Here is a 24,962-nt window from a genome sequence, read left to right as displayed (position 1 = left end):
CCTCGCGCCCCTAAAACCTCCTGTCTCGGCCCGCAGAAGACTGACGGGGGCAGCGAATCAGGGGCGCGGGGAACTGCGCGACAAGCCACAGACTGGCCGCAGACGCCACACCGCAGCACGCCGCACGGCGCCAGCGCGCCAGCCAAGACAGCGGCAACTTTGCGGACACGGCCTGGGGTCTAGAGCGGGCCCTAGCGCTTGGCGATGCCGCGGAGGCGGTCCAGTTGGCGGCGGTCGCGCTTGCTCGGGCCGCCGGTGCCCCGGTCCCGCACGCCGACCGGTGCGACGAACTCCCTCGGCGGGGGCGGCGGGCTGTTGTCCACGTAGCACTGGACGGCGATCGGCGGGCCCACCCGCTTGCGGATGAGCTTGGAGACGACGACGAGTCGTTCCCGGTCGGCGTGGAAGAGCCGGACCTCGTCGCCGACCTTCAGGGCGTGCGCCGGCTTGACCCGCTGTCCGTTGACCCGGACGTGGCCCGCCTTGCAGGCAGCCGCCGCCTGGGAGCGGGTCTTGGTCAGGCGTACGGACCAGATCCAGGCGTCGATGCGCTCGGACCCGCCGGCGGGCGGCGGCGGGGGTGCGGACGGTTCCTGGGAAGCCATGCCTCGACTGTACGACCCGGTGCGCCCCGTGCGGCGGGGGTTTTCACCGGGGTCGCCCGCCCGGACACGGACACGGAAGGGCATGGACGGACAGGGACGGCAGGAACGGGACGGGCCCCCGCCCTGGTGGGGGCGGGGGCCCGTGCGCGGCGGCCGGTGCTCGGCGCTGCGCGCTTCGGCGGGGCTCAGACGCCGATGTCGCGTCCGTCCTTGCGCCAGACCGCCACGACCGACGGGCGGACCAGCCGGCCCGGTCCGTCGGGCCAGGCGCTCGCCGGGTTCTCGACGGACGCGCCGTCGACCTCGCCCGGGTGCTGGACAGCGACCAGCACCCGACGCTCCTGGATGACCGGACCGCAGGTCTCGGCCCCCTTGGGCACGGTGAGGAACTGCTTGAGCTCACCGCGCCGCTCGCCGTGGGTGGCCACGCCGTACAGCCCGTCGTGGGTGCCGAGGGCGTTGCCGTCGGTGGAGATCCACAGGTTGCCGTGGGGGTCGAAGGCGACGTTGTCCGGGCAGGAGATCGGGCTGACCTTCTCCTTGGGGAAGCCCGCGAAGTACGTGGACGGGTCCTTCGGGTCGCCCGCGACGAGGAACAGCCTCCAGGCGAAGCCGTCGCCCGTCGGGTCGTCCCAGTTCTCGGCGAGCTCCAGGATCTGGCCGTGCTTGTTGAGGTTGCGCGGGTTGGCCTCGTCCGCGCCGGGCTTGCCCGGCTTGCCGCGGTCGCTGTTGTTCGTCAGCGCCACGTACACCCGGCCCGTGCGCGGCGAGGGCTCGACGTCCTCGGGGCGGTCCATCTTCGTCGCCCCGACCTTGTCGCCGGCGAGGCGGGTGAAGACGTACACCTCGTCCGCGGTCATGCCCGGCACGTGTGACGTGTCGCCGGTGGCGAGCGGGATCCACACGCCGGAGCCGTCGAACTCGCCGTCGTTCGGCAGCTTGCCCGAGCCGTCGACCTCGCTCTGCGGGCTGTCGCCGCTGAGCTTCGCGACGTACAGGGTGCCCTCGTCCAGCAGCGTGCGGTTGTGCTCGCGCGCGGCCCGCGAGTTGCCCTTCATCATCCGCTTCGAGGAGACGAACTTGTAGAAGTAGTCGAACCGCTCGTCGTCGCCCATGTAGACCACCGGGCGACCGTCGTCGGTCATCCGCGGCTGCGCGGCCTCGTGCTTGAAGCGGCCCAGCGCGGTGCGCTTGCGCGGCGTGAAGTCGGGGTCGTACGGGTCGAGCTCGACGACCCAGCCGAAGCGGTGGGACTCGTTCGGCTCCTGCTTGGCGTCGAAGCGCTTGTCGAACCGCTCCCACTTGCGCTCGGAGGCGCCCGTGCCGATGCCGTACCGCTTGTCAGTGGCGCTGGAGCCGTTGGCGAAGTACTGGTTGAAGTTCTCCTCGCCGTGCAGCGTGGTGCCCCAAGGGGTCTCGCCGCCGGCGCAGTTGTTGAGGGTGCCGAGGACGCGCGAGCCCGTGCGGTCCGCCGAGGTCCGCAGCAGCGGGCTGCCCGCGGCCGGGCCGGTGACCCGGAACTCGCTGGTCGCGGTCAGACGGCGGTTGAGGCGGTGGCGGGTCACCGGGGTCAGCCCGCCGGACTTGCGCTCCTCCTCGACCACGACGACGGACAGGCCGTGCGCCGCCCAGGCGATCTCCACCTGCTCGCGGGTCGGGTTCTCCGGGTCGTACCCCCGGAACATCAGCACCTCGTCGGTGTACTCGTGGTTCGCCACGAGCACCTGCCGGCCGCGCTCGCCCTGCAGCGGCAGCAGCGACAGGAAGTCGTTGTTGTAGCCGAACTGACCCGCCTGCGCCTTCGCCGTCTGCTTGTTCGGGTCGAACTTGGGCGCGCCCCGCAGGATCGGGTCGCCCCAGCGGATCACGATGCCCTGGGTGTAGCCGCCCGGAACGGTGACCTTGTCGTCCTTGTTGGGCGCGACGGGCGAGAAGCGCAGACCGCGGGCGCCGTCGGCGCTGCCGCCGCCTTGCCCGTGGCCCCGGCCGGCCAGCGGCGCGGCGGTGGCCTGCGCGCCGCCGCCCGGGTTCGCCACGGTCGCGGCACCGGCCGCGGTGGCGACGGTCACGACCGCGGCGGCCCGCACCATCGAACGGCGCGAGAGCGCACCGGCGATGATGTCGCCGGCGTACTCGTTGTCACTGGTGTTCGGCACTTCCTGGAAGCAGGCGTCACCACAGCGAAAGCGGCAGGTCAGCGCCGAACGCCCACCCGCGTGCGGCTTGCTCAACAACGGCAGCAGCTTGCGCACTTCGTCCTCCTCCGGCGCGCAGCGCGCCGACAGCGTGTCGGAATCTCTCCGGGCGTGACGTTAGGGGGGAACGTGTGCAAAGTGGCGGACGTTGAGTGAACGGTGGATGAATCCGGAGCGTGGAGCGTACGGTCCCGGCCAGCCGAGGCGTGATCCGCGCCGTGAAGGGTGGGTGAGACCCGTGGTCCGTGCGGTGCGAGACGGGCGGGTCGGCGGCGAGCGGTCGCCCCTGCCGGGCTGGCGGGCGTGCGGCGGATAACCTTACGTGTCCGCCCTGGCCAGGGGAGTACTGGGACAGTCTGCCCCGAGCGCGGATAAACAACGCATTCAACTCATGCGAAAGGGCTCACTCATGGGCATTCGGAGTTTGCTGCGCAAGGTGTTCGGTCTCGACCGCGCGGAGACCAGCGGGTCGGCGTCGGCGTCGGCCTCCGTTCCGCCCCAGTCCGACCGTACGGATCCGGCCACTTCGGCAGCGGAGACGCGCGAGTCCGCGGATGCGGCTGCGAAGCCGGCGGCGAAGGCCGCCGGTTCCGATGCCGGTTCGGGTGCGGGTTCCAGTTCCGGTACCGGTACCGGTACCGGTACCGATTCCGGTTCCGGTTCCGGTTCCGGTTCCGGCACATCGGCGAATGCGGCGGGGTCCGCCGCGGAAGCCACCGAGAGCCACGCGGCGGACCTGGTGTCGGCCGCCTTCGACAACCCCCGTCCGCGCTCGGCGTCGGTCCCCGCCCAGACCCGTTCGGAGCCCACGCCTGCGTCGGCGGACGCGGCCTCCGCGGAGCCCGACACCCCCGCCGCCGAGGTCGTTGAAGCCCCGGAAGCCGCGGAAGCGGAGGCCGCGAAGGCACCCGCCAGCAAGGACGAGACCAAGGACGAGGCTGAAGCCGAGGCCGAGGCCGACAAGGACCTGCCCACGGCGGCGTCAGCGGCGCCGGAACCGGCCGAGGAGGTCAAGGTCAAGGAGGCCGCTGCCGAGGCGAGCGACGACGAGCTCGAGCCGGCGAAGCCGCAGGCACCGGCAGAGGCCAGCAGCACCGAGGCTGCGGAAGCCCCCGCCGCCGTCACCGTCACCGTCACCGACGAGCCCGAGCAGTCGGCAGACGCCGTGCCCGAGGCGTCGAGCAAGGACGCCGAGGTGGAGGCGGAGGCCGACGCGAAGGACGACGCCCCCACGGCCGTCACCGCGGCCGTCACCGCGGCCGTCACCACGGCCGTCACCGCGGCCGTCACCACGGCCGTCACCACGGCTGAGGAGGCCAAGGAGGCCCAGCAGGACGCCCCCGCCGAGCCCGCGACGCCTGAGGACGTACCCGCGGCAGCTCCGGCGAGCACCGAGCCGGAAGTTTCCGACGCCGCCGACGAGGCCGCAGCCGCGGAGGTCGCTGAGAACTCCGCGAAGAGTGCCGGCCCGGCCGAGACGGAGCCGGTCGCCGAGCCCGCGGACGTCACCGCCGACGCGGCCCCCGCCCAGCCGGAGCCCGTCGACGAGCCCGTCGACGCCGCAGAGGCTGTCGCGCCTTCCACCGGCGACGCCACCGCGGAGGGCGCCACGAAGCCGGAAGCCCCGGCCGAGACCGCACTCTCGGAGACGCTCGCGGAGACGCCCGCCGATGCCCTTACCGAAGAAGCGGCGGCACAGGCACCCACCACCCCGAACGAAACCGCACCCGCGGAGTCCGCGGACGACACTACGGACAACGCCGACACCGACGCCGACACGAAGGCGCCCGCCGCAGGCGACACCGTAGGCGTCACTGTGCACGCGTCCGCCGCCGCCGCGGCCGTCGCGCGCGCCGGGCTCCACGGTGCGCGCGCCGCCGTGTACCTGGTGCTGGACCGGTCCGGGTCGATGCGCGGGTACTTCAAGGACGGCAGCGCCCAGCGGCTCGGTGAGCAATCGCTCGCGCTCGCCGCGCAGTTCGGCCGGGCCGAGGTCTCGGTGGTGTTCTTCTCCACGGACGTGGACGGCACCGGCACGCTCACCGCCGATGCGTACGAAGGCAAGGTCGACGAGCTGCACGGCTCGCTCGGCCGGATGGGACGGACGAACTACCACCTCGCCGTCGAGAAGGTGCTCGCGCTGCACGCCGCGTCCGACGACCCCGCCGCGCCCGCGTTCGTCGTCTTCCAGACGGACGGCGCGCCCGAGTCCCGCACCGCCGCCACCGCCGCGCTCTCCGCAGCCGCCGACCGCCCGGTGTTCTGGCAGTTCGTGGCCTTCGGCGAGCACGAAGCGAAGGCGTTCGACTACCTCCGCAAGCTGACCGCGGAGAACCCGCCGAACGTCGGCTTCTTCCACGCCGGCCCCGCCCCGAAGGACCTCCCCGACGCGGAGGTCTTCGACGGCCTGCTCAAGGTCTGGCGCCCCTGACGCGCCCCGTGGGGCGGGCCGGTCGCCCGGTCCGCCCCGCGCCGCGCTCCGTACGGGCCTCCGGCAGCCGCACGGTGACGGACAGCCCGCCCGACGGCCCCGGCCGCGCCGTCACCGTCCCGCCGTGCGCCTCCGCGATCGAACGCACGATGGAGAGCCCGAGCCCCGCGCCCGGCCCCATCCGATCGCGGCCCTCCCCCCGCCGGAACGGCTCGAAGAGCGCCGGAACGTCCTCCTCCGGCACCGTCGGCCCGGTGTTCTCCACGGTCAGCACGCCCCCGGACACCACCACCGACACCGTCCCGCCCGGCACGTTGTACGCCACGGCGTTCGCGACCAGGTTGTCCACGAGCTGCGCCAGCAGCAGCCGGTCACCGCGCACCCGGACCCGCGGTCCGGACGCCCCGCCGCCGCCCTTCCGCAGGGACAGCCGCGGCCGGTCCGCCGCCGCCCGCACGGCCCGGATGTCGTAGCGCGCCGCCTCCTCCTCCGCGATCGCGCCCAGGTCGACGTCCTCGCAGTCCTCCAGGCCACGCTCGCCGCGCGCCAGCATCAGCAGCCCCTCGATCAGCCGCTCGCTGCGCCGGTTACTCTCCAGCAGCACCTGCTTCGTCGCCGCCAGTTCGTCCGCGGAGGCGGCCGGGTCCAGCCCGACCTGGATCGCGGTGCGCTGCGTGGCCAGCGGGGTGCGCAGCTCGTGCGAGGCGTTCGCGATGAACCGCCGTTGGCCGTCGAACGCCTTTTCCAGCCGTGCGAGCAGCGCGTCCAGCGTGTCGCCGAGCTCCTTCAGCTCGTCGTCGGGCCCGTTCGCGTCGCCGATCCGCTCGTGCAGCGTGCGTTCCGAGAGCCGGCGCGCCCGCGCCGTCATCGCGTGCACGGGCCGCAGCACGCGCCCCGCCGTCCACCACCCCACGGCGACCGCGCACAACGCCGTCACCAGCAGCGCGGCGACCGACCAGTACAGCATCTGCTGCGAGGCGGCGTCGCTGACGTTGTCCGTGAGCTGGTACGCGGTGGAGCGGTCGGCGTCGATCCAGTACGACGCGGTCAGCTCCGACTGCGAGCCGCGCAGGCCGGGTATCGGCCCCACGACCGGCGCCCCGTAGACGTCGCCGGACCGGAACGCCTCCTGCGTGGGGCTCACCAGCGGCGCCGGCACCAGCCGCACCCGGCGGGCGATCGCCGCCGCCTCCGTCTCCGTACCGGCGCTGGAGAGCAGGTTGACGACGGTCAGCAGCGCCCCGCCCAGCACCAGGAAGACCGCGCCGAAGACGAGGGCGATCCGGGTCCGGGCCGAAAGGCCCCCGAAGAAACGGACGATCCGACCGACGCCGAGCGGCCTCACAGCGCGTACCCCGAGCCCTGCACCGTACGGATCAGCGCCGGCTCGCCGAGCTTCGAGCGCAGCTTGCTCATGCAGACCCGGACCGCGCCCGTGAAGGGGTCGGCGTGCGCGTCCCACGCGCGTTCCAACAGCTCCTCCGCGGAGACCAGCCCGCCCTCGGCCTCCAGCAGGATCTGGAGCACCGTGAACTCCTTCGGCGACAGGTCCAGCTCCCGCCCGTCGCGCTCCGCGGTCCTGCGGACGGTGTCCAGGCATATGCCGTGCCGTTCCAGCACGGGCGGTACGAAGCGGGCGCTGCGCCGGCGCAGCGCCCGCACCCGCGACACCAGCTCGGGGAACTCGAACGGCTTGCCCAGGTAGTCGTCGGCGCCCAGGTCGAGCCCTTCGACCCGGTCCTCCATGGACGCGGAGGCGGTCAGCATCAGGATCCGGGTGCGGGACGCGGAGGCGACGAGGTGGCGGGCGACCTGGTCGCCGTGGACCCGCGGCAGGTCGCGGTCGAGGACGACGACGTCGTAGTCGTGGAGCCCGAGGTAGGCGAGGGCGGCGTCCCCGCTGTAGACGGTGTCGACGGCGAATCCGGCCCGTCGAAGCCCGGTGGCGACGAGTTCGGCCAGTACCTGCTCGTCCTCCGCGACCAGTACCCGCATGGTGCTGTCCCCGTCCGTTCCCTATTGCGGCATGTTTACGGCATGTCTCCCCCCAGGATGCGTGCTTTCTACGCGCCGAGGTGTTTCGCCGATGTTTCGCAGCGGCCGGCGCCGCCGTCGCCCCCGCCGTCGCCCCCGCCGTCGCCGCCCCGGTCAGCGAGCGGGCACCGCCCGTAATTGAGGGCGGGGCGACTCGCCCGGGCCGATAGGATTTCGACATGGCGGCCACTGGATCCGAGAAGCAGGGGGCGAAGGCGTACTACGTCTCGACCCCCATCTACTATGTCAACGACGCTCCTCACCTGGGCCACGCCTACACGACCGTTGCAGGGGACGTGCTCACCCGCTGGCATCGCCAGCGCGGTGAGAAGGTGTGGTACCTCACCGGCACGGACGAGCACGGTCAGAAGATCATGCGCACTGCCGAGGCGAACGGAGTCACCCCCCAGGAGTGGTGCGACAAGCTCGTCGAGGAGGCGTGGAAGCCCCTCTGGGAGCACCTGGACATCGCGAACGACGACTTCATCCGCACCACGGAGAAGCGGCACACGGACCGCGTGCAGGAGTTCGTGCAGGACCTGTACGACAAGGGCGAGATCTACCAGGGCGGGTACGAGGGCCCGTACTGCGTGGGCTGCGAGGAGTACAAGCTCCCCGGCGACCTGATCGACGGCGAGGGCGAGTACGCGGGGCAGAAGCTCTGTCCCATCCACAAGAAGCCCGTGGAGCTGCTGAAGGAGGAGAACTACTTCTTCAAGCTCAGCGAGTACGGCCCCAAGCTGCTGGAGTTCTACGAGGCGAACCCGGGCTTCATCCAGCCGGAGTCCGCCCGCAACGAGGTCGTGAACTTCGTCAAGCAGGGCCTTCAGGACCTGTCGATCTCGCGCTCCACGTTCGACTGGGGCATCAAGATCCCGTGGGACGAGAAGCACGTGATCTACGTGTGGATCGACGCGCTCCTGAACTACGCGACCGCCGTCGGCTACAACGAGAACCCCGCGAAGTTCGCGGAGACGTTCCCGGCCAACGTGCACCTGGTGGGCAAGGACATCCTGCGCTTCCACGCGATCATCTGGCCGGCGATGCTGATGGCGAACGACCTGCCGGTGCCCGGCCGGGTCGCCGCCAACGGCTGGCTGATGGTCGGCGGCGAGAAGATGTCGAAGTCCAACCTGACCGGCATCAAGCCGCAGGACCTGACCTCGCACTTCGGCGTGGACGCCTACCGCTGGTACTTCCTGCGCGCGATCGCCTTCGGCCAGGACGGCTCGTTCTCCTGGGAGGACTTCACCGCCCGCTACACCAGCGAGCTGGCCAACGACTACGGCAACCTCGCGTCGCGCGTCGCCGCGATGGTCGGCAAGTACTTCGACGGCGGGCTGCCGGCGGCGACGGCGGCGGGCGAGGCCGAGCGGACCATCCAGGAGGCCCTGGCGAAGACGGCCGCCGAGGCCGACCGGAAGATCGGCGACGAGCTGGACTTCCAGGGCGGCATCCTGGCGATCTTCGACTTCGTCAAGCAGGTCAACGGGTACCTCACCGAGCAGGAGCCGTGGAAGGTCGCGAAGGACGCCTCCGACGAGGGCCGGGCGCGGCTGGCGACGATCCTGTACACCGCGGCGGAGTCGCTGCGCGCGGTCGCCGTCCTGCTGAACCCGGTCATGCCGCGCACCTCGCAGGCGCTGTGGGACTCCCTGGGCGCCGAGGCGGGCCTGGGCGCGCTGGCGGACCAGCGGGTCGCGGAGTCGGGCGAGTGGGGCCGGCTGCCGGCGGGCGCGACGGTGACGAAGGGCGCGGTGCTCTTCCCGCGCCTTGAGGAGCCGGCGAAGCAGTAGTTAGGACGACGCGTACGCACGCGCGAGGGGCGGGCCCGGGGTTCCGGGCCCGCCCCTCTCCGTGCGTGGGGTGCGTCAGAAGATGCGGACGTTGGGTGCGCCGTCCCAGGACATGTCGGCGTTGGCGCGGCCGACGGAACCCGTTCCGTCCCCGTGGTGGACGTAGACCTGCTGGCCGGCCGGGCGGATCAGGTCGGACAGTCCGTCGCCGTTCACGTCGCCGGTGGTGACCAACGGGCCGTCGTTGCGCCAGGACAGGGGCAGTTGCTTGCGCACGCCGAAGGTGCCCTTGCCGTTGCCCGGGTAGAGCCACAGGGCGCGCGCGCCGTCGCGGGCCAGCAGGTCGGCCCTGCCGTCGCCGTTCATGTCGCCGGGGGCGGCCAGTTCGTTCATGGCGTTCCAGCCGCCGCCGACCTTCTGGCGCACGCCGAAGATGCCCTGGCCGTTGCCGGGGTACGTCCACAGGGTGCCCGCGGTGTCGACGGCGAGGAGGTCGGCCCTGCCGTCGCCCGTCAGGTCGCCGGCCGCCGCGAGGTCGCGCATGCCGTTCCAACCGCCGCCGACGCGGACCCTCGTGCCGAGGGTGCCGTCACCCCGGCCCGGGTAGGTCCACAGCACTCCGGTCTTGTCCCGGGCGAGCAGGTCTTCCTTGCCGTCCCCGGTGTAGTCGCCGTGCCGGAGCAGCTGCGTCATGCCGTTCCAGCCGGTGCCGACGAGCTTGCCCTGGGCGCCGGTGCCCGAGAGGAACCACAGCCGGCCGTCGTCCGCGCGCTCCAGGAGGTCGGGGTGGCCGTCGTGGTTCATGTCCCCGAACTGGTTCGCCCGGGGGAGGCCCGCCGGCCGCTTGCCCTCCGGCCCTCGGTACCAGTCCATCCAGGGGACGTCGTTCTCCAGCTCGTAGCGGGTGGTGGCGAGCTTGATCGAGCTGATGGAGTTGTTGAACACGCCGCCGGCGAACCCGGTGCTCAGGTCGACGGTCCCGTTCTCCGGACTGATCACGAGCGTGTCGTCACCCGTGTAGCCCGGCCCGGTGTACGCCATGCCCCACAACGGGCCGTTGTTCTCCAACGACGACGTCTTGTTGTCGAAGCGTCCCATGCCGGCGTGGCTCGTCGAGAGGATCTTCAACTCGCCCTTGAAGGCCCCGCCGTCGAAGAGGCACAGGCTTCCTTCGGGGCAGCGGCCCGAGTGGGTGTGGGACGACGCCGTCGCCGGCGGGGCCGCGGTGACCAGGGTGGCCACGGACGCGGCCAGGGCCACGAGGGCACCGAGGGTGCGCCGGACGGCGGTGCGTCTGAGCGGGGCGGGCGCCTCCTGGGCGGGCTGACCGGGCGGGGTTCGCAGCATGAATCACTCTCCGTTGGTCGGCCCCGAAGGTGCGGGGCCGGTGGCTGGGGGACGTTCCCGTCGTCGAGTTCGACGAACTCCCAGCGTCCGAAAGGTACTTCACGGACACCGATCGCACGGCATCATTTACGTCACATCAGGCCCTCAGGCCCTCGGGCCGTCGAGCGAGGGCCGTTCGCCGCGGCGTTGCCAGCGCCAGGAGGACCAGCACCGCGAAGGCCGCGACCGCCGTCGTCGTACGGGCGAGGTTGAACAGCTCCCAGCGGTCCAGGACCTCGGCATGATCGGGCGGGGGCGCGCTCGTCGACCACTTCCTTATGCGGGCGTTGATGGGGACGTTGCCGAAGCGGGTGATGAGGAACGTCGCGAAGGTCAGGGCGCCGGCGGTAGCCGCCAGGGCCCGGGCGCGGGCGTGCGTGACGGCGGCCAGGGCCAGCGAGCCGAGGGTGGCGACGGCCATGGCGCCCTGCACGGTGACGCCGTTCATCGCCATCAGCTCGGTGTGGAAGTCGAGTCGCAGCTCCAGCGGGACCGCGTCGAAGGTCGGGACCAGGTTGGCCGCGCCGTAGCCGAGTGAGCCGGCGAGGAGGCCGGTGGCGAAGAGGGAGAGTGCCTGGAGGAGCCGGACGCGCATGGAGCGGGCCTTCCGCGGGGGCGGGCGCTTACGGCTCCGCACGCTAGGAGCGGGCAGGCTGGCTGGACAAGGTTGTAAGAGTTACACAGGCTGTAGGAGTTACACGGGCCGTACGAGTTACAGCGCCTTCTCCGGGTCGGGCTTCGACTCGTGCAGCTCAAACCAGATCGACTTGCCCTCGCCCCGCGGATCGACCCCCCACGCGTCCGCCAACATCTCCATCAGCACCAGCCCGCGCCCCGACGACGCCAGCTCCCCCGGCCGTCGCTTGTGCGGCAGTTCGTCGCTGGCGTCGGCGACCTCGACCCGCAGCAGGCGGTCCCCCGCGCCGTCGGGGTGCGTCACGTGGGCGACCATCAGCGCGTTGCCGTCCGTGTGCACCAGGACGTTGGTGACCATCTCGGAGACCATCAGCACCGCCGCGTCGACCTGCTCCGCGTCCGCCCAGTCGTGCAGCAGCTCGCGCACGGTCTGCCGGGCCGCCGCGATCCGCTCCGGCTCCGCCTGCGCGATCGTCATCGCGGTCCGCCGCGGCGCCCCGACCACCGGCCCGCCCTCGCGGGAGAGCAGCACCAGGGCCACGTCGTCCTCGCGCCGGTCGGCCAGCGGCCCGGTGGTGTGGTGCGAGACGGGCCCGTGCACCGCCTGGACGAGGGCGTCGGCCAGCTCCTCCAGGGACGCGGTGTCCGGGTGCCGCTCCATGACCTCCCGCAGCCGCACCCACCCGGTGTCCAGGTCGTGGCCGCCGGTCTCCAGCAGCCCGTCCGTGCAGATCATCATCGTCTCGCCGGGCTGCAGCCGCAGCCGGGTCGTCGGGTAGTCGGAGTCCGGGTCGATGCCGAGCGGCAGCCCGCCCTCCGTGGGCCAGACGATGACCGTCCCGTCCGCCATCCGCACCGCCGGCTCCGGGTGCCCGGCCCGGGCCATCTCGATGTGCCCGGTCGCCGGGTCGACCTCCAGGTACAGACAGGTCGCGAAGCGCGGACCGGAGAGGCCGGAGACGTCGGCGGAGTCGTACGCGTCGGTGACGCCGTGCAGGAAGCGGGAGGCGCGGGAGAGCACCGCGTCCGGCCGGTGCCCCTCGGAGGCGTACGCCCGCAGCGCGATCCGGAGCTGGCCCATCAGCCCGGCCGCCCGCACGTCGTGGCCCTGGACGTCCCCGATGACCAGCGCGATCCGGCCGGACGGCAGCGGGATCATGTCGTACCAGTCGCCGCCGACCTGGAGCCCGCCGCCGGTGGGGACGTAGCGCCCGGCGACCGCCATGCCGGGGATCGCCGGCCCGATCACCGGCATCATCGACCGCTGGAGGCCCAGCGACAGCTCACGCTCGCTCTCGGCCACGCCGGCGCGCGCCAGCGCCTGCGCCAGCATCCGGGCGACCGTGGTCAGCACGGAGCGTTCGTCGGGGGTGAAGACGACCTGGTGGCGGAAGGCCGCCAGCCACGCGCCCATCGTCCGCCCGGCGACGATCAGCGGCAGGTACGCCCAGGACTGCCGGCCCAGCGGCTGCGCAAGCGGCCAGCTCGTGGGGTAGCGGCGGGCGTACTCGTCGGGGCTCGGCAGATAGACGGCGCGACCGGAGCGGACCACCTCGGCCGCCGGGTGGTCCGTGTCCGAGCGCATGTCGCTGAAGGGGTCCCCGCCGGCGCTCTGGTGCCCGTGGTGGCCGATGATCGTCAGCCGGTCGCCGGCGGCGCCGAAGACCGCGAGCCCGTCCGGCGAGAAGCCGGGCATCGACAGCGAAGCGGCGACCCGCAGCACCTCCGCGGTGGAGCGGGCCTCGGCCAGCGCCCGCCCGGCGTCCAGCAGGAACGCCTCGCGCGAGCGCCGCCAGTCGCCGGTGACGGGCGTCTTCGCCGCGGCGCCCTCCGCGGGCTCGGCGACCTCCTGGAGCAGGCCGATCAGCTCGTACGAACCGTCCCGGGGGACCGGCTTGGAGCGGCTGCGCACGGTGCGCAGCACCCGGCCGTCGTCGTCGACCACCCGCAGCCGGCCCTCGGCGACGGTGCCTTCGGCGACGGCGAGGTTGACCACGCCGTTGATCTCGTTCCAGTCGACGGGGTGGATCCGGGCCCGGACGGTGGTCTCCGGGTACGACCGAGGCGCGGCGGGCAGCTCCAGCAGCCGGGCCGCCTCGGCGTCGAGGGTGACCGTCCCGGCTGCGTTGTCCCACCGCCACAGGCCGGTCGCGACGGCGGCCAGGACGTCCTCGGTGCGCATTGCCTCACTTTATTCCGATCCGGTGGGTGATGACCGACGGGGGCGGTTTCCCAGCGGGGGCGGCTTCCGGGGCCGGTGAAACGCACCGCCCCGGGCGCCGTGGCATGTATAAGCCAATGAGGTACGGGAGGGGCGGGCGGTAACCTTTTAGGGCCCCGTACTGCCCGGGGCACCCCGCCGACCGGGGCACACCCGGCCCCTGACGGCACCCCCGACCCCCAAGACTGGATGAACGACGATGCATCGGTACAGGTCCCACACCTGCGGCGAGCTCCGCGCCTCTGACGTCTCCACGGACGTCCGGCTGAGCGGCTGGCTGCACAATCGCCGAGACCTGGGCGGCATCCTCTTCATCGATCTGCGCGACCACCACGGCATCACGCAGCTCGTGGCCCGTCCCGGCACCGCCGCGAACGAGGCGCTGAGCCACCTCACCAAGGAGACCGTCGTACGGATCGACGGCAAGGTCGTCAGCCGGGGCGCGGACAACGTGAACCCGGAGCTGCCCACCGGTGAGGTCGAGGTCGAGGTCGCCGAGGTCGAGGTGCTCGGCGCCGCCCAGCAGCTCCCCTTCACGATCAACGCCGACGACGGCGTGAACGAGGAGCGCCGCCTGGAGTACCGCTTCCTCGACCTGCGCCGCGAGCGCATGCACCGCAACATCATGCTGCGGTCCGCGGTGATCTCCGCGATCCGGCACAAGATGACCGCGCTCGGCTTCAACGAGATGGCGACCCCGATCCTGGCCGCGACCTCCCCCGAGGGCGCGCGGGACTTCGTCGTCCCCTCCCGGCTGAACCCGGGCAAGTTCTACGCGCTGCCGCAGGCCCCGCAGCAGTTCAAGCAGCTGCTGATGGTCTCCGGCTTCGACCGCTACTTCCAGATCGCGCCCTGCTTCCGCGACGAGGACGCCCGCGCCGACCGCTCCCCCGGCGAGTTCTACCAGCTGGACCTGGAGATGAGCTTCGTCGAGCAGGAGGACGTCTTCCGGCCGGTCGAGAAGCTGATGACGGAGCTGTTCGAGGAGTTCGGCGGCGGCCGGCACGTCACGTCCCCGTTCCCGCGGATCCCGTTCCGCGAGTCGATGCTGAAGTACGGCAGCGACAAGCCGGACCTGCGCGCCCAGCTCGAACTGGTGGACATCACCGACGTCTTCGAGGGCTCGGAGTTCAAGGCGTTCGCGGGCAAGCACGTGCGCGCGCTGCCGGTGCCGGACGTCGCCGCGCAGCCGCGGAAGTTCTTCGACCAGCTCGGCGAGTACGCGATCGAGCAGGGCGCGAAGGGCCTGGCGTGGGTGCGGGTCGCCGAGGACGGGTCGCTCACCGGCCCGATCGCCAAGTTCCTCACCGAGGAGAACGTCAAGGTCCTCACCGAGCGCCTCGGGCTCGCGGCCGGCCATGCCGTGTTCTTCGGCGCGGGCGAGTTCGACGAGGTCTCCAAGATCATGGGCGCGGTCCGCGTCGAGGCGGCGAAGCGCGCCGGCCACTTCGAGGAGGGCGTCTTCCGGTTCTGCTGGATCGTCGACTTCCCGATGTACGAGAAGGACGAGGACACCGGGAAGATCGACTTCTCGCACAACCCCTTCTCGATGCCCCAGGGCGGCATGAAGGACCTGGAGGAGAAGGACCCGCTGGACATCCTGGCGTGGCAGTACGACATCGTCTGCAACGGGATCGAGCTGTCCTCCGGCGCGATCCGGAACCACGAGCCCGAGATCATGCTGAAGGCGTTCGAGATCGCGGGCTACGCGCGGGAGACCACGGAGGAGGCGTTCGGCGGCATGCTGCGCGCGTTCCGCTTCGGTGCGCCGCCGCACGGCGGGATCGCGCCCGGCATCGACCGCATCGTGATGCTGCTCGCGGACGAGCCGAACATCCGCGAGACGATCGCCTTCCCGCTGAACGGCAACGCGCAGGACCTGATGATGGGCGCGCCGACGGAGCTGGACGAGACGCGACTGCGGGAGCTGAACCTCCAGCTGCGCAAGCCTGTGTCGAAGCCCTCGGAGTAACCTCCCGGTCTTCACTACGACAAGGCCCCGCACCGCCACGCGCCAACGGCGCCCGACCCGGTGCGGGGCCTTTCCGCTTGCGCGGTGCGGGCTGCGGATGCGGTGCGGGGTGCGGATGCGGTGCGGGGTGCGGGGTGGCTTGGACATGCCCGCCGTTACCCTGCGGGCCCGTTGGTCTCTGCGGCTGATCTGTGGCTTGTCGCGCAGTTCCCCGCGCCCCTAAAACCTCGTGCCCCGACTTGCAGACAAGTGACGGGGGCAGCGAAACAGGGGCGCGGGGAACTGCGCGAGAACCACCCACCGGGCCGCAGAGACCAACGGGCCCGTAGGGCAACGGCGGGTGGGTCAGGGGCGCTGGGGGTCCCTCCGTGCCCGCAGGGCACAGGGGGCGGAACTGCGCGAGAACCACCCACCGGGTCGCAGAGACCAAGGGGCCCGTAGGGCAACGGCGGGCATGTCCGAGCGCCCGGCAACCCGCACCCCGCACGGCACCGTGGCCCGCAGGGCGCTAGCGGGGGAGCGTCGTGTCGACGATCGCGCTGATTTCGACGACCTGGCCGGGGAACGTCAGCTCCGTGATGCCGACCGCCGTGCTGACCGGACGGTGGTCGCCGAAGTACGCCCGGTTCCCCTGCGCCACCGACTGCGCGTACCGCTGGAGGCCCACCACGTACAGCACCTGCGAGACGATCTGGTTGCGGGTGGCTCCGTAGTGGTCCAGGATCCGGTCGAAGTTGGCGTACGTCAGCTTCAGTTGGGCGTCGAAGTCGTCCGGGTGCCGGAACGCGCCCGCCTCGTCGAGCGCGAGCTGGCCGGAGACGTGGATCAGCTCGCCGGACCTGATCGCCTGCACGTATCCGAAGTCGTCCTCCGCCGGCACGCCGTGGCTGTAGATGTCCGTGGTGGTCATGGTTCCGCTCCCTCACCTTGGTCTCTTGTGGTTACTCAGGAACCGTAGGAGAGTGAATGCACCAGCGGAAGAACGCACTTTTCGGCAACCGAGGAACCTGATGGTGACCAAGCAGTACACGGGCTCGCCCGAAGACGCGGACCTGCGGCGCGCGGACTCGCTCGCGCGGGAGATCTTCGCCGACATCGCCAACAAGTGGGCGTTCCTGATCATCGAGGCGCTCAGCGGCGGCACCCGGCGCTTCAGCGAACTGCGGGACGAGGTCGAGGGCATCAGCCACAAGATGCTCACCCAGAACCTGCGCATGATGGAGCGGTACGGCCTGGTCGAACGGACCGTGCACCCCACCGTCCCGCCGCGCGTCGAGTACGCCCTCACCGAGCCGGGCCGGGCGCTGCACGCCACGGTCGACGGCATGTGCGCCTGGACGCACCAGTACCTCGGCGACATCGACGAGGCCCGCCGCCGCTTCGACGGCTAAGACGTGTCCGGGGCGCCGGGGGTGCCGGGGGCGTTCGACGCGGGCTCGTCCGCCCGACCGTAGCGGGCGCGCAGCTCGCCGACGATCCCGAACGCCGCCGCCGTCACCGGCACCGCCAGCAGCATTCCGAGGATCCCCGCCACCCCCGCGCCCGCGGTGATCGCCAGCATCACCACGGCGGGGTGCATCTGGACCGTACGGCTCTGGATCATCGGCTGGAGCACGTGCCCCTCCAGCACCTGCACGGCGAGCACCACGCCCAGCGCCCACAGCGCGATCACCCAGCCACGGTCGGCGAGCGCGACCAGGACGGCCACCGCGCCCGAGAGGAAGGCGCCGAGGTAGGGGATGTACGCGCCGACGAAGACCAGCGCGCCCAGGCCGACCGCGCCCGGCACCCGCAGGATCAGCAGGCCGACGGTGATGCACAGGGCGTCGATCAGGGCGATGAAGGTGGTGCCGCGCATGAAGCCCTCGACGGCTTCGAAGGCGCGGCGACCCATGGCCTCCACCATCTCGCCGCCCTTGCCGGGCACGACGGAGCGGGCGAGGCCGGCCGCCTTGTGGGAGTCCCGCAGGAAGAAGAAGATCAACAGCAGTGCGAGCACGGCGGTGGCGATGGCCTGGCCCACCACGCTCAGCCCGCTGATCACCCCGGACGCCGCGGTGCCGCCGAACTTCGCGAGCAGGTCCTTGGCGTTGCGCGCGACGTCGTTGAGCGAGGTGCCGGCCGCGCCGAAGTGGTCGGTGATGCCCTTCGCCGCGTTGCGGAGGGAGTCGAGGATCTGGGCGCCGTTGTCGACGAGCGCGGCGACGATCACGTACAGCGCGCCTCCGACGACCGCGACCACGGCGGCGCAGGTCAGGCCGGCGGCGAGCGAGGGGTGCACCTTCATCGCGACCAGGCGCCGGTACAGCGGCCCGAGCAGCGCGGTGCCGAGGATGGCGAGCAGGAAGGGCGTGACGGCGGTGCGGAACGTGATGATCAGCCAGATCGCGACCCCGCCGACGCCCGCGATGAGCAACAGGACGACGCACCACGCGGCGAGCCGCCGCACCGGTTCGGGCAGAAGGGTGTGCACCCTGCCACCCGATCACCCCACCGGGGCGACGGCCCCCCGGAAGGTCCGTCCGAGTGACCCTTCACCATGCGGCGAGCTTCACGATGGAGCCTGCGGGCCCCGGCGCGCTTCGCCGTGCGGCGAGCTGTTCGTGACACCTGCGGGTCGCGGTGCCGCGCAAGCGCCGTTGCCCTGACGGTCAGCTTGCGCCTGCGGCCCGGTGGTGGGCTTGTCGCGCAGTTCCCCGCGCCCCTAAGAACCTGGGCCCCTGGTCCGCAGAAAAGTGACGGGGGCAGCGAAACAGGGGCGCTGGGGGTCCCTCGCCCCCCTATCCCGCAGGTGAACGACAAGGTGAGCGAAACAGGTGGCGCTGGGGGTCCCTCGCCCCCCTATCCCGCAGGTGAACGACAAGGTGAGCGAAACAGGTGGCGCTGGGGGTCCCCCCACGCCCTTTGGGCGTAGGGGGAGGAACTGCGCGACAAGCCCCCACCGGGCCGCGGTCGCCAAACCGACCGTCAGAGCAACGGCGCTCCGCGTCGACGCCGCGACCCGCAGACGCCGCGCAGCCCGCCGCACGGCGAAACCGCGGGTCGCGTGAGCGGAGCCCTGGAGGCGAAGGTCACATTCCGTGGACCGCCGGGACAGTGCCGAGGCGGCCCTTCTGGAAGTCGTCGAACGCCTGCCGCAGCTCCTCCTGCGTGTTCATCACGAACGGCCCGTAGTGCGCCATCGGCTCCCTGATCGGCCGGCCGCCCAGCAGGACGACCTCCAGGTCCGGGGTGTGCGAGTCCTGGGACTCGTCCGCGCGGACCGTCAGCGAGCCGCCGTCGCCGAAGACCGCGGTCTGGCCCATGTGGACCGGGCGCCGGTCGGCGCCCACGGAGCCGCGGCCGGCCAGCACGTACGCCAGGCCGTTGAAGTCCTCCCGCCAGGGAAGGGTGATCTCGGCGCCGGGCCGCAGGGTCGCGTGGACCATGACGATCGGGGTGTGCGTGATGCCCGGCCCCTCGTGGCCGTCCAGCTCGCCGGCGATGACGCGCAGCAGCGCACCGCCGTCGGGCGAGGTCAGGAGCTGGACCTGGCCGCCGCGGATGTCCTGGTAGCGCGGGTCCATCATCTTGTCGGCCGCGGGCAGGTTCACCCACAGCTGGAGGCCGTGGAAGAGGCCGCCGGACACGACCAGGTCCTCCGGCGGGGCCTCGATGTGCAGCAGTCCTGAGCCGGCGGTCATCCACTGGGTGTCGCCGTTCTGGATGGTGCCGCCGCCACCGTTGCTGTCCTGGTGGACGAACGTTCCGTCAATCAGGTACGTCACGGTCTCGAAGCCGCGGTGCGGGTGCCACGGCGTGCCCTTGGGCTCACCCGGCGCGTACTCCACCTCGCCCATCTGGTCCATCATGATGAACGGGTCGAGGTACCGGTAGTTGATGCCGGCGAACGCGCGCCGCACCGGGAAGCCCTCGCCCTCGAAGCCGCTGGGCGCGGTGGTCACGGCGAGCACGGGACGCGCCACGGCCTCGGCGTGCGCGGCGACGCGCGGCAAGGTCAGCGGGTTCTCGACAGTCACTGCGGGCATGGGGCCTACCTCCTTGTGCGACTGGTTGCAGCCAGTTTAGTTGAAGACTGAACTTTCTGCCAGCGACAACAAGGAAGGCCCGGGAGGCATTCCTCCCGGGCCCGAAGAGCGCGATCCCAGCCGCGCGGGACTCAGCCGTACATGCGGCGCATCGCGAAGTCGACCATCTGCTCGACCGCCTTCGCGTCGAAGACCATCCGGTGGTCGCCCTCCATGTCGAGGACGAAGCCGTACCCCGTCGGCAGCAGGTCGATCACCTCGGCGCCGGTGATCACGAAGTACTTCGACTCCTTGCCCGCGTACCGGCGCAACTCCTTCAGCGAGGTGAACATCGGGATCACCGGCTGCTGGGTGTTGTGCAGCGCCAGGAAGCCGGGGTTGTCGCCGCGCGGACAGTAGACCTTGGAGGTGGCGAAGATCTGCTGGAAGTCCTCGGCGGAGAGGGAGCCCGTGGTGAAGGCCCGTACGGCGTCGGCGAGGGACGGCGGCGACGGCTCCGGGTACAGCGGCTGGCCGGGCTGCTGCGCGTGCTGCTGTTGCTGCTGTGCGTGTTGCTGCCCGTGCTGCTGTCCGCCGTAGGGCTGTTGGGACGCGTACTGCTGCTGAGCGCCCTGACTCTGGTCATAGCCGTACATGCCCGCAAGAGTAACGAGTCACAGATGACCCAAACGGGGTTGCGCTTTATTACCGGTGGGTAGCATCATCGTAACTACTCACCAGTACTGGTAGTCGATCGAGTCGATCTACAACGGAGCCGTCGCCATGGGCCACTACAAGTCGAATCTCCGCGACATCGAGTTCAACCTCTTCGAGGTCCTCGGCCGCGACAAGCTGTACGGCACGGGTCCGTTCGCCGAGATGGACCCGGACACCGCCAAGAGCATCCTGGAGGAGATCTCCCGGCTCGCGGAGAACGACCTCGCGGAGTCCTTCGTCGACGCCGACCGCAATCCCCCGGTCTTCGACCCCGAGACGAACACCGCCCCGGTCCCCGAGACCTTCAAGAAGAGCTACCGCGCCTTCATGGACTCGGAGTACTGGCGGCTCGGCCTGCCGGAGGAGATCGGCGGCACCACCGCGCCCCGCTCCCTGATCTGGTCGTACGCGGAGCTGCTGCTCGGCGCCAACCCGGCCATCTGGATGTACTCCTCCGGCCCCGCCTTCGCCGGCATCCTCCACGCCGAGGGCAACGAGGCGCAGAAGAAGGTCGCCGCGATCGCCGTCGAGAAGGAGTGGGGCTCCACGATGGTCCTCACCGAGCCGGACGCCGGCTCGGACGTGGGCGCCGGCCGGGCGAAGGCCGTGCCGCAGGAGGACGGCTCCTGGCACATCGAGGGCGTGAAGCGCTTCATCACCTCCGGCGAGCACGACATGGCGGAGAACATCCTCCACTACGTGCTGGCCCGCCCCGAGGGCGCCGGCCCCGGCACCAAGGGCCTGTCCCTCTTCCTCGTGCCGAAGTACGAGTTCGACTGGGAGACCGGCGAGCTGGGCGAGCGCAACGGCGCGTACGCCACGAACGTCGAGCACAAGATGGGCCTGAAGGCGTCCAACACCTGCGAGATGACCTTCGGCGACCGCCACCCCGCCAAGGGCTGGCTGATCGGCGACAAGCACGACGGCATCCGTCAGATGTTCATGATCATCGAGTTCGCCCGGATGATGGTCGGCACGAAGGCGATCGCCACCCTGTCCTCCGGCTACCTGAACGCGCTGGAGTACGCGAAGGAGCGCGTCCAGGGCCAGGACCTGGTGAACTTCACCGACAAGTCCGCGCCCAAGGTCACCATCACCCACCACCCCGACGTCCGCCGCTCGCTGATGACGCAGAAGGCGTACGCCGAGGGCATGCGCGCGCTCGTCCTCTACACGGCGTCCGTGCAGGACGACATCGCGGTCAAGGAGGCGGCGGGCGAGGACGCGGCCGGTCTGGTCGCGCTGAACGACCTGCTGCTGCCGATCGTGAAGGGCTACGGCTCGGAGAAGTCGTACGAGCAGCTCGCCCAGGCGCTCCAGATCTTCGGCGGCTCCGGCTACCTCCAGGAGTACCCGGTCGAGCAGTACATCCGGGACGCGAAGATCGACACGCTCTACGAGGGCACCACCGCGATCCAGGGCCAGGACTACTTCTTCCGGAAGATCGTCCGCGACCAGGGCCGGGCGCTGAACACCCTGGCGGAGGAGATCAAGAAGTTCCTCGCGCTCGGCAGCGGCGGCGAGGAGCTGGCCGGGGCGCGCGACGCGCTCGCGAAGGCGGCGGTGGACCTGGAGGCGATCGTCGGCACGATGACGAACGACCTCATCGCCACCGGCGAGGACGTGAAGAACATCTACAAGGTCGGGCTCAACACCACCCGGCTGCTGTACGCCTCCGGTGACGTGGTCGTCGGCTACCTGCTGCTGCGCGGCGCGGCCGTGGCGCAGGAGAAGCTCCAGACGGCGTCCGCGAAGGACGTGCCGTTCTACCAGGGCAAGATCGCCGCGGCGAAGTTCTTCGCGGCGAACGTGCTGCCGGGCGTCTCGGTCGAGCGGACCCTGGCGGAGTCGGTGGACGGCTCGCTGATGGACCTGGACGAGGCGGCGTTCTGACCTCGTCGTAGCCGAAGGCGCGCGCACGGCCCGTCCTGCCGGGGATTCCTCGGCGGGGCGGGCCGTACGTATGATCGCGGCCAACGACATGGGGGGAACATGAAGTTCACGGGGAATACGCGTTTCACGACCGTCACCACCGCCGCGGGGCTCGCGGCGGCGCTGCTGCTGACCGGCTGCTCGTCGTCCGACTCCGACAGCAGCAAGAGCAGCAGCAAGAGCAGCGACAGCAACGGCAAGAGCACGGGCACGGGCACGGGCACGGGCAGCAAGCAGGAGTCCGGCCCGCCCGTCGCGGCCCGGATCGACGCGGCCCGCGTCGTCTCCGTACTCCCGGCCGCGAACGACCTGCCCGGCTGGCGGCTCAGCGGCCCGCCCACGCCGTACGACCTGCAACAGGAGCCGCGCTCCAGCGCCGAGCCGAGCTGCCGCGGGAAGGCCACCGGCTGGTGCAAGGGCGCGCTGCACACGAGCACGGCGCAGTTCAACCGCCCCGACGCGGGCACCGTCGAGTTCACCGTCCACACCTACGAGTCCGCACAGGCGGCGACGGCGGCGCACCCGGCCCTGCTGACGGACCGGACGCAGGCGGAACTGCTGCCCGACGGCCAGCAGAAGATCGCGCTGCCCCCGCGCGATGGCGAGCAGACCGACGCCGTCCGCGGCACCGGCAAGCTCCGCGCCCCGAGCGTCCTGTCCGTGAACGCGGTCGGCACGACCGTCCTGACGATCCGGACCTTCGGCCTCGGCACCACCGCCAAGACCTACACGGACGCCGAGGTCGCCGCCCTCACCACCCTCTTCTCCGACCGCTCCCGCCAAACCCAGAAGGGCACCACCCCGACGGCCCGCCTCCAGGAAGGCGCCCTGAGCTACGCCGGGCCGAAGAGCTGAGCTCCAAGGCATGGACCAGCGGATTCGCCGACATGCGTCAACATCGAACGTGAGATCCACTCATGCGAGTGAGGCTCTCGTCGTATCAGCTGGGTAGGCTGGTTCAGGGCCCCAGAATCCCGTTCATGGGAGGAACCATGACCGCCAAGGCGACGGACTACTCGAAGCACCGGCAGCCGGACGGTTCCGCGTGGCCCATGCCGCCTCAGGACGGCTACACCATGGACGACTACTTCGCGCTCGACCTCCCGCCGCACACCGAAATGATCGACGGGAGCCTGGTCTTCGTGAGTCCGCAGCGCAAGTTCCACTCGCTGGCGATGTTCCTCTTCGAAGTGGGGCTGCGGCAGCGCGTACCCCAGCACTTGCGGGTGCGCCGGGAGATGGCCGTGGTGCTCGGCCGCAAGAACGTCCCGGAGCCGGACCTCGTCGTGGTGACGGCGGAGAGCGACGGCGATCAGGACCAGACCCGCTACGAGGCCGCCGACGTCGTCCTCGCCGTCGAGGTCGTCTCCCCGGACTCCGAGAGCCGCGACCGCGACACCAAGCCCCGCAAGTACGCCGCGGCCGGCATCCCGCACTTCTGGCTCGTGGAGATGGAGCCGCGGAGCGAGCAGCCCGTGGTGCACACCTTCGCTCGGGACGAGGACAGCGGCGCCTACGTCTCCACCGGCGTCTTCCGCGACCGGCTGAAGCTCGCCGAGCCCTTCGACATCGACATCGACCTCACCGAGCTCGACCGACTGTAGCCGCGCTGTAGCCCCGCCCCGCAGCTCCGCCGGGAAGAGAACACCTGCTCGTTACAGTGGGGCCATGAGCAGCAGAGCGCCCGGCCCGTTCGACCGCGGCCACACCGATGAACTGATGTCCTTCCTGGCCGCGTCGCCGTCGCCGTACCACGCCGTGGCGAACGCGGGGGCGCGGTTGGAGAAGGCCGGGTTCCGGCAGGTGCAGGAGACCGACGCGTGGGACGGGACCGCCGGGGGGCGGTACGTCGTCCGCGGCGGGGCGGTCATCGCGTGGTACGTGCCGGAGGGCGCCGCGGCACACACCCCGTTCCGGATCGTCGGTGCGCACACCGACTCGCCGAACCTGCGCGTGAAGCCGCGGCCGGACGCCGGGAACGCGGGGTGGCGGCAGGTCGCCGTGGAGATCTACGGCGGGACGCTGCTGAACACCTGGCTCGACCGGGACCTCGGGCTCGCCGGGCGGCTGAGCCTCAAGGACGGCTCCGAGCGGCTGGTCAACGTCGACCGGGCGCTGCTGCGGGTGCCGCAGCTCGCGGTGCACCTGGACCGCTCGGTGAACACCGAGGGGCTGAAGCTCGACAAGCAGCGGCACATGCAGCCGATCTGGGGCCTCGGCGACCGCGTCAACGAGGGCGACCTGATCGACTTCCTCGCCGAGGAGGCCGGTCTGCGGGCCGGCGAGGTCAGCGGGTGGGACCTGATGGTGCACCCGGTCGAGGCGCCGTCGTACCTCGGTCGGGACCGGGAGCTGTTGGCCGGGCCGCGGATGGACAACCTGCTGTCGGTGCACGCCGGCACCGCCGCGCTCGCCGCGGTCGCGAGCGGCGGCGCCGAGCCGTCGTGCATCCCCGTGCTCGCCGCCTTCGACCACGAGGAGAACGGCTCCCAGTCCGACACCGGCGCCGAGGGCCCGCTGCTCGGATCCGTGCTGGAACGCTCCGTGTACGCCCGGGGCGGTACGTACGAGGACCGGGCGCGCGCCTTCGCCGGCACCGTCTGCCTGTCCTCCGACACCGGGCACGCGGTGCACCCCAACTACCCCGAGCGCCACGATCCGACGCACCACCCGCGCGCCAACGGCGGGCCGATCCTCAAGGTCAACGTGAACCAGCGGTACGCCACGGACGGCAGCGGCCGGGCGGTGTTCGCGGCGGCGTGCGAGCGCGCCGGGGTGCCGTGGCAGACGTTCGTGTCGAACAACGCGATGCCGTGCGGCACGACCATCGGCCCGATCACCGCGGCCCGGCACGGCATCCGGACCGTCGACATCGGCGTGGCCATCCTGTCGATGCACAGCGCGCGCGAACTGTGCGGCGCGGACGACCCGTACCTGCTGGCCAACGCGCTCACGGCGTTCCTCGCGGAGTAGCGGAGTAGCGGCACGAAGCAGCTGCGCGGAGTAGGTGTAGGGCCCAGACAGCCGTTT

General features: G+C 71.3%; 19 protein-coding genes. 8 read left to right on the top strand and 11 right to left on the bottom strand.

All coding sequences use genetic code 11. The features are described 5' to 3' along the window. Window positions 1-191 precede the first annotated feature (191 nt). Entirely contained in the window at window positions 192-605 is a 414-nt protein-coding gene (locus ABZ842_RS26220; RefSeq protein WP_361541381.1) for an RNA-binding S4 domain-containing protein, read from the bottom strand. 185 nt (window positions 606-790) lie between these two features. After that, on the bottom strand, window positions 791-2,857 hold the full coding sequence (locus ABZ842_RS26215) for a PhoX family protein (RefSeq protein WP_361541378.1): 2,067 nt from the start codon (window positions 2,855-2,857) through the stop codon (window positions 791-793). Window positions 2,858-3,209: 352 nt separating this feature from the next. On the opposite strand from ABZ842_RS26215, the gene ABZ842_RS26210 reads away from it, so the two are divergent. Beyond that, entirely contained in the window at window positions 3,210-5,231 is a 2,022-nt protein-coding gene (locus ABZ842_RS26210) for a VWA domain-containing protein (protein WP_361541375.1), read from the top strand. Here ABZ842_RS26210 and ABZ842_RS26205 read toward each other — a convergent pair. Together ABZ842_RS26205 and ABZ842_RS26200 are read right to left on the bottom strand one after the other, a co-directional pair. After that, window positions 5,212-6,576, bottom strand: coding sequence for a HAMP domain-containing sensor histidine kinase (locus tag ABZ842_RS26205; RefSeq protein ID WP_361541372.1), 1,365 nt, complete (start codon window positions 6,574-6,576; stop codon window positions 5,212-5,214). The two genes, ABZ842_RS26210 and ABZ842_RS26205, sit on opposite strands and share 20 nt — an antisense overlap. Beyond that, window positions 6,573-7,226, bottom strand: a complete 654-nt coding sequence (locus ABZ842_RS26200) for a response regulator transcription factor (RefSeq protein ID WP_361541370.1) — start codon at window positions 7,224-7,226, stop codon at window positions 6,573-6,575. The genes ABZ842_RS26205 and ABZ842_RS26200 overlap by 4 nt, the downstream gene beginning before the upstream one ends. 218 nt (window positions 7,227-7,444) lie before the next feature. Here ABZ842_RS26200 and metG point away from each other — a divergent pair, with 218 nt between their 5' ends. Next, a complete protein-coding gene (gene metG, locus ABZ842_RS26195; protein WP_361541367.1) occupies window positions 7,445-9,061 on the top strand; it encodes a methionine--tRNA ligase in 1,617 nt (538 codons plus the stop codon). A gap of 75 nt (window positions 9,062-9,136) precedes the next feature. Here the strand turns inward: metG and ABZ842_RS26190 are convergent, their stop codons facing one another. The 3 genes from ABZ842_RS26190 to ABZ842_RS26180 all read right to left on the bottom strand — a co-directional run bounded on the left by ABZ842_RS26190 (window position 9,137) and on the right by ABZ842_RS26180 (window position 13,265). Continuing rightward, window positions 9,137-10,408, bottom strand: coding sequence for an FG-GAP-like repeat-containing protein (locus tag ABZ842_RS26190; RefSeq protein WP_361541364.1), 1,272 nt, complete (start codon window positions 10,406-10,408; stop codon window positions 9,137-9,139). A 136-nt stretch (window positions 10,409-10,544) separates the two neighbouring features. Next, window positions 10,545-11,042: a DUF1772 domain-containing protein gene (locus tag ABZ842_RS26185; protein ID WP_361541362.1), complete on the bottom strand. Its 498-nt coding sequence runs from the start codon at window positions 11,040-11,042 to the stop codon at window positions 10,545-10,547. Window positions 11,043-11,159: 117 nt separating this feature from the next. After that, the gene (locus ABZ842_RS26180; protein WP_361541359.1) at window positions 11,160-13,265 is read right to left on the bottom strand and encodes a SpoIIE family protein phosphatase; all 2,106 of its coding nucleotides are present in this window, start codon (window positions 13,263-13,265) and stop codon (window positions 11,160-11,162) included. A 238-nt stretch (window positions 13,266-13,503) separates the two neighbouring features. Between ABZ842_RS26180 and aspS the strand changes: the two genes are divergently transcribed. Further along, a complete protein-coding gene (gene aspS / locus ABZ842_RS26175) occupies window positions 13,504-15,276 on the top strand; it encodes an aspartate--tRNA ligase (protein ID WP_361541356.1) in 1,773 nt (590 codons plus the stop codon). A gap of 508 nt (window positions 15,277-15,784) precedes the next feature. On the opposite strand, the gene ABZ842_RS26170 is transcribed toward aspS, so the two are convergent. After that, a complete protein-coding gene (locus ABZ842_RS26170) occupies window positions 15,785-16,186 on the bottom strand; it encodes a RidA family protein (protein WP_361541353.1) in 402 nt (133 codons plus the stop codon). Window positions 16,187-16,286: 100 nt separating this feature from the next. Here ABZ842_RS26170 and ABZ842_RS26165 point away from each other — a divergent pair, with 100 nt between their 5' ends. Continuing rightward, the gene (locus tag ABZ842_RS26165) at window positions 16,287-16,667 is read left to right on the top strand and encodes a helix-turn-helix domain-containing protein (protein WP_361541350.1); all 381 of its coding nucleotides are present in this window, start codon (window positions 16,287-16,289) and stop codon (window positions 16,665-16,667) included. Here the strand turns inward: ABZ842_RS26165 and ABZ842_RS26160 are convergent. The 3 genes from ABZ842_RS26160 to ABZ842_RS26150 form a co-directional block, all read right to left on the bottom strand. Next, complete coding sequence (locus ABZ842_RS26160) at window positions 16,664-17,749, bottom strand: AI-2E family transporter (RefSeq protein WP_361541347.1); 1,086 nt, start codon at window positions 17,747-17,749, stop codon at window positions 16,664-16,666. The two genes, ABZ842_RS26165 and ABZ842_RS26160, sit on opposite strands and share 4 nt — an antisense overlap. Window positions 17,750-18,347: 598 nt before the next feature. Then, window positions 18,348-19,304 carry a pirin family protein gene (locus ABZ842_RS26155; RefSeq protein ID WP_361541344.1) on the bottom strand — a complete coding sequence of 319 codons (957 nt, stop codon included), beginning with the start codon at window positions 19,302-19,304 and terminating at the stop codon, window positions 18,348-18,350. Window positions 19,305-19,435: 131 nt separating this feature from the next. Further along, the gene (locus ABZ842_RS26150; protein WP_361541341.1) at window positions 19,436-19,939 is read right to left on the bottom strand and encodes an SseB family protein; all 504 of its coding nucleotides are present in this window, start codon (window positions 19,937-19,939) and stop codon (window positions 19,436-19,438) included. A 127-nt stretch (window positions 19,940-20,066) separates the two neighbouring features. Between ABZ842_RS26150 and ABZ842_RS26145 the strand changes: the two genes are divergently transcribed. The 4 genes from ABZ842_RS26145 (at window position 20,067) to ABZ842_RS26130 (ending at window position 24,905) form a co-directional block, all read left to right on the top strand. Continuing rightward, complete coding sequence (locus ABZ842_RS26145) at window positions 20,067-21,893, top strand: acyl-CoA dehydrogenase (RefSeq protein WP_361541338.1); 1,827 nt, start codon at window positions 20,067-20,069, stop codon at window positions 21,891-21,893. 99 nt (window positions 21,894-21,992) lie between these two features. Further along, a complete protein-coding gene (locus ABZ842_RS26140) occupies window positions 21,993-22,787 on the top strand; it encodes a hypothetical protein (RefSeq protein ID WP_361541335.1) in 795 nt (264 codons plus the stop codon). 125 nt (window positions 22,788-22,912) lie between these two features. Next, window positions 22,913-23,536, top strand: coding sequence for a Uma2 family endonuclease (locus ABZ842_RS26135; protein ID WP_361541332.1), 624 nt, complete (start codon window positions 22,913-22,915; stop codon window positions 23,534-23,536). Window positions 23,537-23,600: 64 nt separating this feature from the next. Continuing rightward, window positions 23,601-24,905 carry a M18 family aminopeptidase gene (locus ABZ842_RS26130; RefSeq protein WP_361541329.1) on the top strand — a complete coding sequence of 435 codons (1,305 nt, stop codon included), beginning with the start codon at window positions 23,601-23,603 and terminating at the stop codon, window positions 24,903-24,905. Window positions 24,906-24,962 lie beyond the last annotated feature (57 nt).

This window comes from Streptomyces sp. NPDC047315, from assembly GCF_040643215.1.
Lineage (GTDB): Bacteria > Actinomycetota > Actinomycetes > Streptomycetales > Streptomycetaceae > Streptomyces.
This window is presented reverse-complemented; position numbering and strand designations above follow the sequence as displayed.

What these genes read in the sequence shown, in the direction of transcription:
- ABZ842_RS26220 (WP_361541381.1), bottom strand. Translation starts at nt 605, where the DNA reads ATGGCTTCCCAGGAACCGTCCGCACCCCCGCCGCCGCCCGCCGGCGGG.
- ABZ842_RS26210 (WP_361541375.1), top strand. Translation starts at nt 3,210, where the DNA reads ATGGGCATTCGGAGTTTGCTGCGCAAGGTGTTCGGTCTCGACCGCGCG.
- ABZ842_RS26200 (WP_361541370.1), bottom strand. Translation starts at nt 7,226, where the DNA reads ATGCGGGTACTGGTCGCGGAGGACGAGCAGGTACTGGCCGAACTCGTC.
- metG (WP_361541367.1), top strand. Translation starts at nt 7,445, where the DNA reads ATGGCGGCCACTGGATCCGAGAAGCAGGGGGCGAAGGCGTACTACGTC.
- ABZ842_RS26190 (WP_361541364.1), bottom strand. Translation starts at nt 10,408, where the DNA reads ATGCTGCGAACCCCGCCCGGTCAGCCCGCCCAGGAGGCGCCCGCCCCG.
- ABZ842_RS26185 (WP_361541362.1), bottom strand. Translation starts at nt 11,042, where the DNA reads ATGCGCGTCCGGCTCCTCCAGGCACTCTCCCTCTTCGCCACCGGCCTC.
- ABZ842_RS26180 (WP_361541359.1), bottom strand. Translation starts at nt 13,265, where the DNA reads ATGCGCACCGAGGACGTCCTGGCCGCCGTCGCGACCGGCCTGTGGCGG.
- aspS (WP_361541356.1), top strand. Translation starts at nt 13,504, where the DNA reads ATGCATCGGTACAGGTCCCACACCTGCGGCGAGCTCCGCGCCTCTGAC.
- ABZ842_RS26170 (WP_361541353.1), bottom strand. Translation starts at nt 16,186, where the DNA reads ATGACCACCACGGACATCTACAGCCACGGCGTGCCGGCGGAGGACGAC.
- ABZ842_RS26165 (WP_361541350.1), top strand. Translation starts at nt 16,287, where the DNA reads ATGGTGACCAAGCAGTACACGGGCTCGCCCGAAGACGCGGACCTGCGG.
- ABZ842_RS26155 (WP_361541344.1), bottom strand. Translation starts at nt 19,304, where the DNA reads ATGCCCGCAGTGACTGTCGAGAACCCGCTGACCTTGCCGCGCGTCGCC.
- ABZ842_RS26150 (WP_361541341.1), bottom strand. Translation starts at nt 19,939, where the DNA reads ATGTACGGCTATGACCAGAGTCAGGGCGCTCAGCAGCAGTACGCGTCC.
- ABZ842_RS26145 (WP_361541338.1), top strand. Translation starts at nt 20,067, where the DNA reads ATGGGCCACTACAAGTCGAATCTCCGCGACATCGAGTTCAACCTCTTC.
- ABZ842_RS26140 (WP_361541335.1), top strand. Translation starts at nt 21,993, where the DNA reads ATGAAGTTCACGGGGAATACGCGTTTCACGACCGTCACCACCGCCGCG.
- ABZ842_RS26135 (WP_361541332.1), top strand. Translation starts at nt 22,913, where the DNA reads ATGGGAGGAACCATGACCGCCAAGGCGACGGACTACTCGAAGCACCGG.
- ABZ842_RS26130 (WP_361541329.1), top strand. Translation starts at nt 23,601, where the DNA reads ATGAGCAGCAGAGCGCCCGGCCCGTTCGACCGCGGCCACACCGATGAA.